The following is a 14,764-nucleotide window of genomic DNA, read 5'->3' as shown; positions in this document are numbered from 1 at the left end:
CGTCCGCTGTGGGCGGACGTCGCCCCCGCCACGGGGTATTCCCCGGACGATAAATGAAGGAAAGGAGCAAAACAACGATGACCGAGTATGATTATTGGAAAATTTTCCCCCGCATGCCACGCAAGGTCACCATTGGCGACATTACGGTCCGGGATGGGTTCCAGCATCTCGAAAAGTTCGTCTCCACTCGCGCCAAGATCTTTTACCTGGAGGAGCTGATTTTCGCCGGCTGCCGCAACATCGAGGTCACCAACCTCGGTAACCCCCACCTGATGCCCCAGTTCGCCGACGCCGAGGAACTGCTCACCCATCTGCGCAGCGACCGCTTCAAAAAACGCTGCGCCAAGCGGGGGGTCAACTACGACGAGCTGGTCTTTACCACTATCACCATCCGCGAAAGCGCAGTAGACCGGGCCATCGCCCTGCGCGAGAAGGGCATCGGCCCCGACCGGCTGCTGATGATGGTCTCCACCGAGGAGGAGCACCACTTCGCCAACTCGGGCACCACCCTGCCGGATTACTGGGCCGAGTGCGAGCGCTGCATCAAGAAGTGCAACGACGCCGGCATGATAATGTGCGGCACGGTCTCCACCATCTGGGGCAGCCCCATCGGCGGGGCCACCGACATGCGCGATGCGGTGGAATTCACCAAGCGCTGGCTGGAGATCGGCGCCCACGACGTGGAGCACGCCGACCACGACGGCAGCGCCTCCGCCGCCCAGGTCTACCGCTACTTCTCCATGATCCTGGACGAAATCCCCAACCCCGATCTGCACCTCGCCCACTTCCACGAGACCAAGCGGGTCGCCTCCGCTTCGGTGCTGGCCGCGCTGCAGGCCGGCATCACCCAATTCGAGGCCACTTTGGGGGGCCTGGGCGGACAACCGGCCAACTTCCTGGACGACTGCCCGGTGCCGGGGACCGGTGAATACTATTACAAAGACCCCCGCTACGTCGGCTTGGTGTGCCTGGAGGACACCCTGGTGCAGATCGACGAAATGGGCATCGAGCACGGCTACGACGTCGACCGCATCCTCTGGCTGGGGCGCCAGTTGGAGCGCACCGCCGGCAAGCGCCTGCGCAGCGAGGCGATGATCAACGGCCGGACCCTGAAGGAAGGCCACATGGAGTTCGCCCGCCCGGGCCTCCAAAAACGGAAAGAGAAGCTGGGTGAGACCCCGGGCCAGAAGCTGCCGGCCAACTGGGCCGCCGCGGCGGTGCTGCCCGAGGCGCACCGGCCCCGCTGACTGGTACAAGCCCCCCTCGCGGATCCGGGCCGCCGGGCACGCGGCGCGGAAGCTTTTTTCATGGGAAACAGCCGCCCGGATCCGCTTTTTCGGCGCATTTCAAACCCTGAGGAGAAAAAAATGGAAACCCAGAAGCCCCACATCAACGTGGACTACTTTGAGGACCTGACCGGCGACATCGATCAGGCCGCCCCGCGCGGCGTCCAGGAGATCGGACCGCGCATCAAGGCCCTGCGAAAGGAAAAAGGCCTGTCCCTGGAGGAGCTTTCCAACCTGACCGGTTTCGACGTCGCGTTTCTGTCCCAGATTGAAGCCGACGAGATCAAGCCCCAACTGGGAACGGTGATGCGCCTGTCCAAGGCGCTGGACAGCGCTTTCGGACGGCTGGTCTCCGGCACCGGCAACCTGCTCTACGCCGTTACCCGCAGGGGCGAGCAGAAAACCGTCGCACGCTCCACCACCCGCAAAGGCCAGCAGCAGCTCTACACCTACAAGAGCCTCGCACCCGAGGTCCAGGGGCGCCACATGGAACCCCTGATCGTCCAGCTGGAGGAAAATCCCGACCGCGAAATGTCGGTCCACAACGGTGAAGAGTTCGTCTACGTGCTCAAGGGTGGGGTGATTCTCGAGGTGGGCGAGGACCGCTTCGAACTAGAGCCCGGCGACAGCGCCTACTACCTGTCGACCACCCCGCACCTGATCGCCGCCAAGAGCAGCAGCGCGACCATTCTGGCCGTAATTTACGAGGGGTAGCCGCAGGCTGCGGTGTGATCCGACCGACCGCCGGGGGTCGGGCACACCGCCGTCGGCGGCCACCAACCGATTTCATGCGTTTTTCCAGGAAGAATAAACTGTTCAAAGGGGTCACCCAATCGCTGGGCACCCACGGCCAGCCGGCCGAAATCCTGGAAATTCTGGTCAACGGCATCGCCAGCATCATCAGAGCCCGGGGGGTCAGCGGCTACCTGGTGGACACGCGCAGCTTCGAGATCCAGATGATGGCCGCCAGCGGCCAGATCGAGGATCCGTTCTTTTTCAGGGGGATCCTGTTTGAAAACAAACCCCGGGCGCACAAAGACTGGCGGCGCATCGCGATCAAGGACTTCCTGGGGACGGGGGTGACGGTTTTTGAAATCCCCCTGACCATCACCCCCGAGCTGACGGTGGTGGTCTCGATTTTCCTGGACGAGGAGCAAGATCTGGGCAAGGAGGGCATCGAACTGGTCAGCGCCCTGGGGGAGCGCTGTGCCGAGGCCTTGAAGCGCGCCCTGGCCAGTGCCCGCCAAACCGCCAGCGAAAACCGGACGGTGGTCCAGGGCCTGACCCTCAGCCTGCGGGACAAGGACCCCATCACCTACGGCCATTCGCTCAAGGTCGCCGAGTACAGCCGCCTGACGGCCGAGGCCTTGGGCATGAATCTCAAGGAGGCCGAGCGCCTCTACCAGGCCGGGCTGCTGCACGATATCGGCAAGATCCGCTTGAGTCGCCAGCTGCTTCACAATCTGGGGCAGCTGTCGGCCGAGGAATTCGACATCGTCAAATACCATCCCCTGATCGGGGAGAAGATACTGCGGCAGTTTCCCTTCCTGGCGGACATCTTGCCCGCGGTTCTCCACCACCACGAGCGCTTCGACGGCTCCGGCTACCCCCGGGGCCTCAGCGGCGACGAAATCCCGCTGGGGGCCCGGATCGTGGCGGTCTGCGACGCCTTCGACGCCATGATCTCGGAGCGTCCCCGCATGGGCCGCATGGACCCGGCCGAGGCTCAGATCCAGCTCAAGAGCAACGCCGGACTGCTCTACGACCCCCGGGTGGTGGATGCCTTTTTGAGCGCCGGCCGCGCCCACCCCGAGGCCCTGGCGCCGTATAAAATCCCTGCCGACCTCAAGGACGCCGACGGCGAGATCGTGATCAAATCCGACCACCAAACCCTGATCTCCAGGGGCCGGCTGAAGTATATGGGATATCTTGGAGAATGCTATCACTTTAAGATGATCGAAGGGAGTTGAAGATGGACAGACTGCTGTGGCAACCGTCCCAAGAGCGCATCCTGCAAACCAACATGTACCGGTTCATCCAGTTCATCAACGCGCGGCACGGCAAGAGTTTCAGCGACTATCCGCAGCTCTACCAGTGGTCGGTTGACAATATCACCGACTTCTGGGCGGCCATGTGGGATTTTGCCGAGATCCGGGCCTCCCGGCCCTACACCGAGGTGATCGACGACGTCACCAAAATGCCCGGCGCCAAGTGGTTCAGCGGCGCACGCCTGAATTTCGCCGAAAATCTGCTGCGCTACCGGGACGACCGGGTGGCGCTGGTCTTCAAGGGCGAAGACCAGGAGGCCGTCCACCTCACCTATGCCCAGCTCTATGACGAGGTCGCCCGGGTGGCCAAGTCGCTGCGCGCGATGGGGGTCAGCGCCGGCGACCGCGTGGTGGGGTTCATGCCCAACATGCCCCAGACCACCATCGCCATGCTGGCGGCCACCAGCATCGGGGCCGCGTGGTCCTCCTGCTCGCCGGATTTCGGTATCAAAGGTGTCCTGGACCGCTTCGGCCAGATCAAGCCCAAGGTCATTTTCACGGCCAACGGCTATTCCTTCAAAGGCAAAAAAATCGATTCCCTGGGCCGCATCGCCGACATCCTGGAAAGCCTGCCCTCCATCGAAAAAGTGGTGGTCGTGCCCTATACGGACCCCGCCCCGGACATCAGCGCGGTGCCCAAGGCGGAGCTATTCGATGACTTCAAGTCCGCCGAGGACAGCCTCGAGATCGATTTCGCCCAGCTGCCCTTCGATCACCCGCTTTACATCATGTACTCCTCGGGCACCACCGGACTTCCCAAATGCATGGTCCAAAGCGCGGGCGGGATCCTGATCCACCAGATGAAGGAATTGATCCTGCACACCGACCTCACGCGCGAGGATGTGATATTCTATTTCACCACCTGCGGCTGGATGATGTGGAACTGGCTGACCAGCGCCCTCTCGGTGGGAGCCACCGTGGTGCTCTTCGACGGCAACCCCTTCCACCCTCACCCCGGGGCCCTCTGGGAAATGGCCGAAAAGGAGAAAATCACGGTTTTCGGTACCAGCGCCGGCTATCTGACCGCTCTGCAGAACTTCGGCGTCAAGCCCGGCAAGACCTACGACCTCAGCCCGCTCAGGGCGGTGCTCTCCACCGGGTCGCCGCTTTCCGAAGAGGGCTTTGATTTCGTCTACTCCGAGATCAAGAAGGACCTTCAGCTGGCGTCGATTTCAGGCGGCACCGACCTCAACGGCTGTTTTGCCCTGGGCAACCCCATGGGGCCCGTTTATTCCGGCGAGCTGCAATGCCGCGGCCTGGGAATGAAGGTCCTGGCCTTCGACGAAAACGGGCAGCCGGTGATCGACCAGCAGGGCGAGTTGGTCTGCACCGCGCCCTTTCCCTCGATGCCAATCTACTTCTGGAACGACCCCGACAACAGCAAATACCACGCAGCCTATTTCGACGTGTACCCCAACGTGTGGCGCCACGGGGACTTCATCAAGATCAGCAGCCGCGGCGGGGTGACCATCTACGGCCGCTCGGACGCCACCCTCAACCCGGGCGGGGTGCGCATCGGCACGGCCGAAATATACCGCCAGGTGGAGCAGCTGGAGGAGATCGAGGACAGCGTGGTGGTGGGCCAGCCCTGGAAGGGGGACGTACGGGTGGTGCTCTTCGTCAAGCTGATGCCCGGCTTCGAGCTCACCGAAGACCTCAAAAAGCGGATCTGCAAAACCATCCGCGAAAACGCCTCACCGCGGCATGTGCCGTCCAAGATCATCAACGTGCCGGCGGTTCCCTACACGCTGAACATGAAGAAGGTCGAACTGGCAGTGCGCAAGGTGATCCAGGGCCAGGAGGTCAAGAACAAGGACGCCCTGAGCAACCCCGAGGTGCTGGACTTTTACGCCGATATCAAGGAACTCCAGGAGGATTGAGTGCAGCCGGGATGCGGTTGGGTCGGGCCGGAGCAGAAAGGGGGATGCCCCCCGCGCCGGCCCGGCCCGCCGCGGCTACTCGGCCGTGATGATCTGAAACTGGGGCGGGTCGGCGAAGCGGGCCATGTCCACCGGGTCCAGGCGTACCTCGCGCAGGGTGACCGCTTCGGTCTTCAGGCGTTTGGTGATGGTTTTGGGGGCGTCCGTATCCAGCCCGGAGGTGTAGTAGGCGTCCACGCTCAGGGTGCTCTTGACCGGGTAGCCGGTGGCCTGGCGCAGCTTGTCGATTACCGGCTCCAGGGGTCCGTCCCAGAACTTGAGCAGATCCGAAAAATTCCCCAGCCGTTCGGCCTCGATGCCCAGCCGCCGGGCCAGGGCCTCATGAAAGGCCACGACGTCGGCGTATCCCGGGACCGCCTCGGAGAGCCACAACTCCTGACGCATCACCGTCATGCTGCGCGATCTCTTCTTGAGGTCGTCGGTGCCGTAGACCAACTCGGCGGTAACGCGCCGGCAGGGGTAGCCGTCGACTGTTTCCAGCGCCTCGGCCACGTTGATGTCAAGACTCGCCGGCACGGCCCGGTAGCGCTCCTCGAGGAACTCGCGAACCCCTTCGTATTCAGCCTTCTTGTTTTGAATCCAACGGATGACAGCCATTTTTTCGAAGGGAAAAACATAAATCCGGCCGTTTTGCCAGTCGATCTCCCGAATTTCATCGCGATCCAGGAAAAAATAGGTGGCAACCTTTTCCTCCTTGACCTCGCCGAAAAAGCGTTTCATCCAGCTGCCGGTGAAGCGGGTCTTTTTTTCCAGGAATTTACCCGCCGGCGCGTAAGCCACGGTCAACTCGGTTTCCTTGTCACCCAGCATCAGCTCGGTCATGCGGTGATCGCTGATGAAGCGGGCGTCGGCGTGCGCGCTGGCAGCCGTAAGCCCCGAGAGGACCGCGACCAGCAGCAGCACGCCAACCGGCTGCAACGATTTGGTAAGCAAGCGGCTCATAGGCCCAACAGTTTCTGGTGGATATAGCCGCAGACCAGCATGGTCGCCAGCGGAATGCAGAGGCCGAAAAAGGACCCCCACAGGATGCTGTGGCTGGGGTCAAAGCCGAACGGCTTGGTGAAATAAAGGATAAAGTTGATGCCCACCCCGGCAAAGAGATAAATATTGTACCACTTGCGCCGGCTGCGCAGCCAGCGCTGGCGCCGGGCCTCGAGGTCGTCCGCCTGGTTCATCGAAGGGCCTCCCTGATGGGGGGTTGAGAATTCATGGGAAAACCCGGCAGGGCCTCCCCGATCAGCGGGGCATAAGTAGCATAGGACCTGGCATATTTCAAAGGCTTTCGGGCCGCGGCCTCCCAAGGGGGGCGGTGCCAGAGGGAAAATCGCATGATTTCGAAGCATTAACCGGATTAGGAAATTCCTTGACACCCGCCGGATGAGGGGCTATTCTCGATTGAGCGCTCGTTCAGAACGGAACGGCCCGCCCTGTGCGCCGCGCGGGGTCATTATCTTCGATGCTTGCAAAACGCCTTTCACGGGAGGTCACCATGTCGTTTAACACCATCGCCATTGAGCAGCAGGAGCATATCGCCACCCTGACCCTCAACCGACCCGAGCAGATGAACACCTTCAACAGCGAGATGGCCACCGAGTTGAACCGCGGCCTGCGCGATCTGGACGCCGACCCGGAGGTCCGGGTGGTGGTCATCCGCGGCGCCGGCAAGGCCTTTTGCGCCGGCATCGACCTGAAGGAGTTTTTCGGCAAGAACCACTATGAGTACAAGCAGTGGGTCGCCCTGATGGAGGAGATGGCCCTAACCATCGCCGGAATGAAAAAGCCGGTGATCGCATCGGTCCATGGCTTTGCCGTCGCCAACGGCGGCGGTCTGATCGCCGCCGCAGACCTGGCGGTGGTGGCCGAAGGCACCCGCATCGGGTTGACGGCCGTCAGCGTGGGGCTTTTCTGCATGGGGCCGGCCGTGCCGGTTTCGCGCTCCCTGGGGCGCAAACGCGCCCTGGAGATGCTCCTCACCGGCGACATGATCGACGCCCGGACTGCCGAGCAGTGGGGGCTGGTCAACAAGGTGGTTCCCAAGGAGGAGTTGGCCGCAGCCACCCTCGAGTTGGCCCGCAAGCTGGCCAAAAAGAGCCCCTTGGCCGTTCAGATGGGCAAGCAGGCCTTTTACGGCATGTCGGACATGGAGTACGCCAAGGCGCTGGAGTATTCCAACGAAATGTTCGCCTCGCTGTGCATCACCGAGGACGGTCAGGAGGGGGTCGACGCCTTTCTGAACAAACGCAAACCGGAGTGGAAGCTCAGGTAACCGCCCGTTCACGGCGCCGCCCGGATCGTCGATCGCAGCATCCCGCGGCCGCTGCCGGCAGAGGCCTTCCCCGGCCGCCAGTCCAAGCTGGCCACGGCCCCAACCTCAACGCCAACGCGGAGGAGATTCACACGGCATGAATGAAATGCGACAGATCATTGCGGAGACCGATCAGGAAACCCTGGTCCAGCTGGTGGTGGACGCTTTACGCCGGACCGTGGTGCACTACGGCCATTGGTTTGCCCAGGTGGAGCATCAACTGGGAATGGAAAAAGCCCTGGCGGTGGAAGAGGACGTCTGGCGCGCAAGCCTCGCCAACCAGGTCCAGCGTCTGGGCAAGACGCTTGATTTTCCAGTGGAAAACGGCATCCCGGCCGTCTTGAACAGCTTTTCCAAGGAAACCCTGATCGACCTGCTGGAAAAACTCGGGGTCAACTGGCTGGCCAACGACGGGATCTGGTTCCAGGCCGTGGAGCGCCGCTTTGGCATGAACGACGCCAAGCGCTGCAACGACTCCTGCTGGACCCGCTACTCGCCCTTCGAGGCCGAGCGCATCAAAAAAATCCTCAAGCTGCCTGAAAACGGCGGCATCCCCGCGCTGCAAAAGGCCCTGGCCTTTCGCATGTACGCCCTGATCAACGAGCAGTCGGTGGAACAGGTGGACGAGAACTGCATCATCTTCCGCATGAACAAGTGCCGCGTCCAGGCCGCCCGGCAGCGCCGGGGCCTTCCGGACTACCCCTGCAAGTCCGTGGGGCTGGTGGAGTACCCCTACTTCGCCAGCGCCATCGACCGGCGCATCCAGACCGAGTGCATCGGCTGCCCGCCGGACCCGCACCCCGAAGGCTGGTTCTGCGCCTGGAAGTTCACCCTGGGGACCTGATCGCCGCCTTCAGGCCGCCCCACCGCGGGGCGGCCCGACGCCGAGAACCCGCCCCCAAAGAACCCATCCACACACGGGAGGCTTCCCAGATGGCCGACAATATCCTTTACTTTGCGATGAACCGCTGCACCAGCGTGGAACAGCCCAACGACACGACGCTGCTCTCCACCTGCCGCCTCCAGGACACGCTCACCACGGCCGCGGTGACCCTGACGGTGAAACTGCCCGATCTGAACATCCAGGCCGCCGAAGGCCATTTCCGCAGCAGCGTCCTGGGCGAGATCGCCGATCTGCCCGAGCGCCTGGAAAAGCTCAAAGGGGTGCGCGTGGGCGCCGGCATGCTCAAGATCATCTCGGGTCTGATCGGGGAGCACGCGGATTACAGCCAGCTGGTCTACATGGTGGAGGAGGCCTGCCACGGCGTGATCCTGACACTCACCAAAAAAGTGCTGCTGCACGCCCCGGATGACGCCCCGGGCAAGTTCGATTTCTACGCCAAGATGGTCAAGGACAATATCCGCCTCTACAACCGCTGCGCGGCCTTTGCCGAGGGCTCGCCCCTGGTGGCGGGCTTCGAAAAACCCGCCTAACGCCCGCCGGCCACCCAAAGGGGGAAACAATGCTGAAATTCATGCGCAACAAACTGATCAGCGTGGCCCGCAAGGACCCCGAAACCCTGGCGATCCACGGCGTGCTGGACGACGACATCTACGGTCTTGAAATCGATCTTAAGGTGCGCCTGGCCGACCTCACCTTCCTCTCCATCGAAGGCCGCTGGAACCGCCACACCACACCCGAGTGCCCCCGCAGCCTGGAATTTCTGCAGGCCGCCGTAGGCTTCCGGATCGAAGACGGGATCGACCAGAAAATCCACAAGATCATCGGCCGCAAAAGCTGCCGCCATTTCGCCAACCTCTTGATCGAGTGCTGCCGGGCCGCCGGCGAAGCCGCCCGCATCGCCGCCTGGAAGGACGCCGCGGCCGAGCGCCCCGGGCTAGCCTTCAAGGACTTTGCAGCCGCCCACACCCCGACCGAGCGGCCGGCCCCCAAGGCGGCCGCCGTTTCGGCCGCCCCCGCGGCCCCCCGCCGGCAGCCGCCACACCCCGAGCGCCCCGCGGCGCCGGCCCCGGCCGATGCCGCAGGCGGCTTCGTGATCGACCTTCACGTCCACACCTCCCCCGCATCGCCGTGCGCCTCCGACCCGGTGGCGGCCATGATCGCCGAAGCTCAGAGAATCGGCCTGGACGGCATCTGCCTGACGGACCACAATTTTGTCTGGCCTCCCGAGCATGTGGAGGCGCTGCGCCAGAAGCATGGTTTTCTGGTCCTGGCCGCCAACGAGATCATCACCGACCAGGGCGACATGCTGGTCTTCGGGTTTACGCGCGACATCAAGGGCGTGATCCCGCTGGCGGAGCTGCGCCGGGAAGTGGACCGCGCCGGCGGGCTGATCATCGCCGCCCACCCCTTCAGGGGCTTTTTGACCTTCGGCGCCGGCGAGATCGGCCTGACCGTCGAAAAGGCCATGGCCCGGCCCTGCTTTCAGCTGGTGAACGGGCTGGAGACGCTCAACGGCAAGGTGACGGCGGCGGAAAACAACCTGGCGGCGGAAGTCGCGCGGGGCCTCAACCTGCCGGCCAGCGGGGGCAGCGACGCTCACCGCTGGGAGGAGGTGGGCACCTATGCCACCCGCTTCGAGGCCGCGATCGGCTCCGAAGCCGACCTGCTGGCGGCGCTTAAAACCGGCCGTTTCGCCCCGCTGGCCTTCCGCCAAATTCTAAAAGCCGCCGCCGTCTGAACCGCTACCCAACGCGCGCTGGCAGAAATTTCAAAACAGGGAGAGACGTAAAATGGACACCCCCCACGACTGGGAAAAAATCGTTCGGCGCTTCGAACAGCTGCTGCGGCTCAAAAGCTTCCCCGTGGCCTTCAAGCTGCTCCCCCAGAAAACGGACCTGGATCAGATCGCCTTCATGCGGCGGCCCAACCACAAGGTCACCCTTTGCCAACTGGTCAACCTCGCCCGCAACTTCGACTGGACCGTCGGCGCCGACGGTGAGGATTTTCTCTTTCCCTCCTGCCCGTCCATCATCGGCCTGACGGACCTGCCAGAAGCCCACCGCGACGGCACCTTCCGCAGCATCGTCTGGACCGCCACCAAGGCCGACGGGCGGAAGTTCGAAGCGGCGATCCCGCGCCTGCCCCTGGGCCGCCACGAGGCGGTGGTCCTGGCGCCCCTGGTCTACAACCCCTTCGAACCGGACATCGTGCTGGTCTATGCCAACCCCGCCCAGATGATCCTCCTGATCAACGCCCTGCAGTTCACCCGCTACGAGGTCATGCAGTTTCACTGCGTGGGCGAGTCCTCCTGCTCCGACGCCATCGTGCGCTGCTACCAGAGCGGCAAACCCTCGCTGACGATCCCCTGCTACGGCGAGCGCCGCTACGGCCACGCCCAGGACGACGAGCTGGTGATGGCTATTCCGGCCGAAATGATGCCCAAGGCGCTCCAAGGGCTGGAGGCGCTCTACCGCCGCGGGGTGCGCTACCCCATCAGTTTCGCCGGCGCAGAGGGCGATGTCGCGCCGGAATTTCCGGTCTCCTACAAGGGGCTGGACGAGATGATGGCCAAGGTCCGCGGCGACGACAACCGGCTGCTGCTGGGGGTCACCGGGGGCATTGCCGGCGGCAAGACCACGGTCTCGGACATGCTGCGGGAAATGGGGGCGCCGATCATCGACTTCGATCTGATCGCCCGCCAGGTGGTGGAACCCGGCACACCGGGCTACGACCACATCGTGGCCTATTTCGGCCGCCAGGTGCTGCAGCCCGACGGCGGCCTGGACCGCAAAAAGCTTTCCAAGATCGTTTTCGGCGACATGGAAAAACGCAAAAAACTGGAGAGCTTCACCCACCCGCCGATCTACGAGGAGTTCTTCCGGCAGGTGAACGCCATCACCGCCGAGGACCCCGAGGCCATCATCCAGGTGGTCATCCCGCTGCTGATTGAACTCAACCTGCAGTACCTCTTCGACCGCATCCTGGTGGTCTACATCCCCCCCGAGGAGCAGATCGCGCGCCTGGCCAAGCGCGACGGCATCAGCACCGAGGAGGCCGCCACGATCCTCAAGGCCCAGCTGTCCATCCAGGACAAACTGAGCTTTGCCAACTACGTGGTCAACAATGAAGGAGACCTGGAGGAAACCCGTCGCCAGGTAGCGACGGTCTGGGCGGACCTGCGCCGCTGCCAGGCCGAGCGCAAGGCGGCCGCCGCCGCCCCCGCTTAGGACTGCGGCGGTTAGTAGACCTTGCGGCTGGAAAAGCCTTTGCCCAACACATTGAAGGTGTTTTCGGTGATCATGAAGGCCTCGGCATCCAGGGTGAAGACCGCCTCTTCCAGCCGCTTGACCTCGTAGTTGTTGACCACCGTCATGATGATTTTCTTGGCCTTGCCGGTGTAGGTGCCCTGCCCGTGCAAAAAAGTCGCGCCGCGGTTGAACTTCTGGTTGATCACGGCCGCGATGGGATCGGCCTGCTCGGAGATGATCATCACCATTTTGCGCTGGTTGAAAATACTGAGGCAGTAATCCAGCACCTGGGAGAGCACGAAGCTCATCGCCAGCGAGTAGAGCACCAAGTCCACCTGCAGCAGCCCGAAGCTGAAGCTGAAAAGCACGACGTTGAAAAAAAAGTAGTAGCTCCCGATGCGCAGATTTAACTTCTGATTCAGGATGACGCCGATGATGTCGTTGCCGCCCGCCGAACCCATCGAGCGCAGGATGATGCCGCAGCCGGCACCCATGATGGCCCCGCCGGCGAGGACCGCCAGGAAATGGTCGTGGATGGGGATGGTGAAGGTGATCAGGTCCATCCCGGCGGTGGAGGCCGCCATCCCGAACAGGCTGTAAAAGAAGAAGCGCCGGCTGACAAACTTCCAGCCCACCAGAAAAATCGGCACGTTGACGATCAGATACCACATCCCCACCGTCAAGCGATCCGTCAGGTAGTAGAGCAGCAAGGCGACGCCCGAAATCCCGCCGGTAATAAAGCCGTGGGGCAGGGTGATGGCCTTGAAGCCGACGGCAAAGAGCAGCGAGCCAACCGAGAGCAAAAAGAGGTTCCAGGGAACCGAGTAGACGAATTGATGGCGGTTGAACCCCATTTTAAGCCTCCCCCAAGCGGGCACCCACAGGCCCGCAGAGCCGGGCAGGGCATTGGGATTCGCACAACCTGGAACAGCATGTGACATCGGTTTACCCTCTGCCGGGCGGGCCTCGGCGGCCCGCCGCTCAAAAAAAAGCGCCTCGCCTTCCCGCACCTCCGACCCCGGAGGCTCTTGAAAGATAAAGAAGCACCGATACAAATAGAAGGGGAGCCTTCTACTCGAGATTTTTTTGATTTGCAATCAAAATCGCATGGGGCGGCGGCAGCCGGGCGCCCGGGCCGCAAGAGAGCCCCGACCGGTTTGCGATTGCCCCCGTTAAGTGGTAAGGGAAGATGTTCTGCACTGGCGGCCCGCCCCGGCCGCCCTCCAATCGGTTGCAGCCATGGCCCTGGACTGGTTTCAAAACCGGCGGATCTTCGATGCCCTCGACGGACTGCGCGACGGACTGTCGCACTTTTCCGGCCCCAGCCGCGCAGCGGTCATCTTTTCCGTGCTTCCCGAGGACCCTCTGCGTATTTTCGACCCCCAGAACCTCCTGCACGGCCACGAACTCAAGTTCAAAGAACTCTACCTGGACAGCGATGCGTGGCGGCGGCTTCCCGCCGGCTTCGACCAGATGCCCCTGACCGGCCAGACCTACCCGGTCAAAAACCTCGACCTGGCCGGACTGATTTCCTACGGCGGCCGGTCGCCGGCGGTCTTCTATCAGATGTGGTTCACCGAGCACCACCTGGACATGTGCGCCATCGGCCCCACCGAGCGCTGGTTAGAGCACGCCGCTTGGCGGCTATCCACCGACCTGAGGCCCGAAAATTTTTACTACACCGGCATATCGGGATATTTCCTGCGGGAGTACGCCGCCCACGCGGTGCGCGACCACATCGTGGACCAGCTCAACATCTTGCTGGGCTGGGACACCCAACTGCGGGTCTACCCCGTTCTGGACGCGATCCTGGGGATTTCCAAAACCCGCGAAGAGGGCGCCTGGCCCCGGGGGCAGATCGTCTTCGTGGAGCCGGTGGCCATCCACCAGCTGGCTTTCATCGCCCGCTTCCCGAAGCTGGAGCGCCCGTCGCTGCAGAATTTCAAGCACGTCCGCAAGACCCTGCTGGCCGTGGAGGGCAGCCCCCGCAAACTGGTCTCCGACGGGGTCAGCATCTTCGGCATCGCCGCCGGCTCCCTGCCCCAATGTCGCATCACGGCCGAGTACCGCGGCGGTCAGGGGTTCCTGCGCTTCGGCGGCGAGCCGGTCTGCAGCTTCATCGACGGCAACTTCCGCTCGACCACCTACAAGGCCAACCTCGTGCATCTGGAGGAGATGTTGCTGGAGTCCCCGCTGGAGCCGGACGACGGCAACCGGCTTTACAAGATCGCCGCCAACATCGTGCACCACGCCCAGGAACAGAAATTCGGCTGCACCCTGGTGCTGGATCTCAACCCCGCCCCGGTTGAAATTTCAGGCCAGGACCTGGAAGCGCCGTTGGACCTTCGGCAGGAGAGCCTGCTGGACCTGACCCGGTCCCTGGCCAGAATGGACGGTGCCCTGCAGATCGGCGCCGACCTGCGGCTGCACCGCTTCGCCTGTCTTTTGGACGGCAGGGCGCTGACCGAGGAAAACCGCGCCCGGGGCGCGCGCTACAACTCCGCCCTGCGGTTCTCGGCCGAGCACCCGCGCCTGATGGTGGTGGTGGTGTCCGCCGACCACCCGGTTTCCCTGATCTGCGAAGGGGTCGAACTCAACGCCCAGTGCGAGTGGAAGCCGGTCTCCGGCTGCGGTCTGGAACTGCCCACTCTGGCGGACTGGGTGGCCCGGGGGCTGGCGGTATAGCAGGCCGTCAGCGCCCCCCTTGGGCGCGCAGCATAACGGGAAAGGGGCTCCCGTCTATCAGGAGTGTCAGCCGGTTGTGGGCGTCCCGCCCGAGTTCCACCCGGTTGCCGCGGCCGCCGGCAAGGGCCGGGTGGGCGGCCCGCAGCTTCGGAAAATCCAGTGTTTCCAGGGCAAGGCGCAGGGCCTCCACCGTCCCGGCGAGCGCCTCGGCACTCTCGGCGGACCGCAGACTGACCGCCAGGCTGCGCTCGTAGCGGCGTTTGATTGCGGTTTGGATGCAGTGCCGGGCAAGGTCCAGGCGGATTGCGCCGGGGGCCGGGACATCACGGTTCTCTTGGTTCACCACTG

The 14,764-nt window shown here is 63.3% G+C and carries 14 protein-coding genes; 10 read left to right on the top strand and 4 right to left on the bottom strand.

The features are described from left to right. Positions 1-77 precede the first annotated feature (77 nt). From LJE63_14140 to LJE63_14125, 4 genes are all read left to right on the top strand, one after another. Positions 78-1,247, top strand: coding sequence for a pyruvate carboxyltransferase (locus LJE63_14140; GenBank protein ID MCG6907746.1), 1,170 nt, complete (start codon positions 78-80; stop codon positions 1,245-1,247). A gap of 120 nt (positions 1,248-1,367) precedes the next feature. Further along, positions 1,368-2,000, top strand: a complete 633-nt coding sequence (locus tag LJE63_14135; GenBank protein ID MCG6907745.1) for an XRE family transcriptional regulator — start codon at positions 1,368-1,370, stop codon at positions 1,998-2,000. A gap of 74 nt (positions 2,001-2,074) precedes the next feature. Beyond that, positions 2,075-3,256, top strand: coding sequence for an HD-GYP domain-containing protein (locus tag LJE63_14130; protein ID MCG6907744.1), 1,182 nt, complete (start codon positions 2,075-2,077; stop codon positions 3,254-3,256). Positions 3,257-3,258: 2 nt separating this feature from the next. Beyond that, positions 3,259-5,214 carry an acetoacetate--CoA ligase gene (locus LJE63_14125; protein ID MCG6907743.1) on the top strand — a complete coding sequence of 652 codons (1,956 nt, stop codon included), beginning with the start codon at positions 3,259-3,261 and terminating at the stop codon, positions 5,212-5,214. Positions 5,215-5,289: 75 nt separating this feature from the next. On the opposite strand, the gene LJE63_14120 is transcribed toward LJE63_14125, so the two are convergent. Both LJE63_14120 and LJE63_14115 read right to left on the bottom strand, forming a co-directional pair. Then, on the bottom strand, positions 5,290-6,216 hold the full coding sequence (locus tag LJE63_14120) for a hypothetical protein (protein ID MCG6907742.1): 927 nt from the start codon (positions 6,214-6,216) through the stop codon (positions 5,290-5,292). Further along, positions 6,213-6,449 (bottom strand): hypothetical protein, encoded by a 237-nt coding sequence (locus LJE63_14115; protein MCG6907741.1) that lies wholly within the window; start codon positions 6,447-6,449, stop codon positions 6,213-6,215. The genes LJE63_14120 and LJE63_14115 overlap by 4 nt, the downstream gene beginning before the upstream one ends. Before the next feature lie 314 nt (positions 6,450-6,763). Between LJE63_14115 and LJE63_14110 the strand changes: the two genes are divergently transcribed. The 5 genes from LJE63_14110 (at position 6,764) to coaE (ending at position 11,710) form a co-directional block, all read left to right on the top strand. Next, a complete protein-coding gene (locus LJE63_14110; GenBank protein ID MCG6907740.1) occupies positions 6,764-7,540 on the top strand; it encodes an enoyl-CoA hydratase/isomerase family protein in 777 nt (258 codons plus the stop codon). Between the two features lie 136 nt (positions 7,541-7,676). Further along, positions 7,677-8,423 carry a DUF6125 family protein gene (locus tag LJE63_14105; GenBank protein MCG6907739.1) on the top strand — a complete coding sequence of 249 codons (747 nt, stop codon included), beginning with the start codon at positions 7,677-7,679 and terminating at the stop codon, positions 8,421-8,423. Positions 8,424-8,512: 89 nt separating this feature from the next. Continuing rightward, positions 8,513-9,013, top strand: a complete 501-nt coding sequence (locus LJE63_14100; protein ID MCG6907738.1) for a hypothetical protein — start codon at positions 8,513-8,515, stop codon at positions 9,011-9,013. Between the two features lie 29 nt (positions 9,014-9,042). Further along, positions 9,043-10,221 (top strand): PHP domain-containing protein, encoded by a 1,179-nt coding sequence (locus LJE63_14095; protein MCG6907737.1) that lies wholly within the window; start codon positions 9,043-9,045, stop codon positions 10,219-10,221. A 52-nt stretch (positions 10,222-10,273) separates the two neighbouring features. Next, positions 10,274-11,710 carry a dephospho-CoA kinase gene (gene coaE / locus LJE63_14090; GenBank protein MCG6907736.1) on the top strand — a complete coding sequence of 479 codons (1,437 nt, stop codon included), beginning with the start codon at positions 10,274-10,276 and terminating at the stop codon, positions 11,708-11,710. Between the two features lie 11 nt (positions 11,711-11,721). Here the strand turns inward: coaE and LJE63_14085 are convergent, their stop codons facing one another. Continuing rightward, positions 11,722-12,585: a YitT family protein gene (locus LJE63_14085; GenBank protein ID MCG6907735.1), complete on the bottom strand. Its 864-nt coding sequence runs from the start codon at positions 12,583-12,585 to the stop codon at positions 11,722-11,724. Positions 12,586-12,970: 385 nt separating this feature from the next. On the opposite strand from LJE63_14085, the gene LJE63_14080 reads away from it, so the two are divergent. Continuing rightward, positions 12,971-14,416: a DNA integrity scanning protein DisA nucleotide-binding domain protein gene (locus tag LJE63_14080; protein ID MCG6907734.1), complete on the top strand. Its 1,446-nt coding sequence runs from the start codon at positions 12,971-12,973 to the stop codon at positions 14,414-14,416. Between the two features lie 7 nt (positions 14,417-14,423). On the opposite strand, the gene LJE63_14075 is transcribed toward LJE63_14080, so the two are convergent. Next, entirely contained in the window at positions 14,424-14,759 is a 336-nt protein-coding gene (locus tag LJE63_14075) for a hypothetical protein (protein ID MCG6907733.1), read from the bottom strand. Between the last annotated feature and the right edge of the window lie 5 nt (positions 14,760-14,764).

The sequence above is a fragment of the Desulfobacteraceae bacterium genome (genome assembly GCA_022340425.1).
Lineage (GTDB): Bacteria > Desulfobacterota > Desulfobacteria > Desulfobacterales > JAABRJ01 > JAABRJ01.
This window is presented reverse-complemented; position numbering and strand designations above follow the sequence as displayed.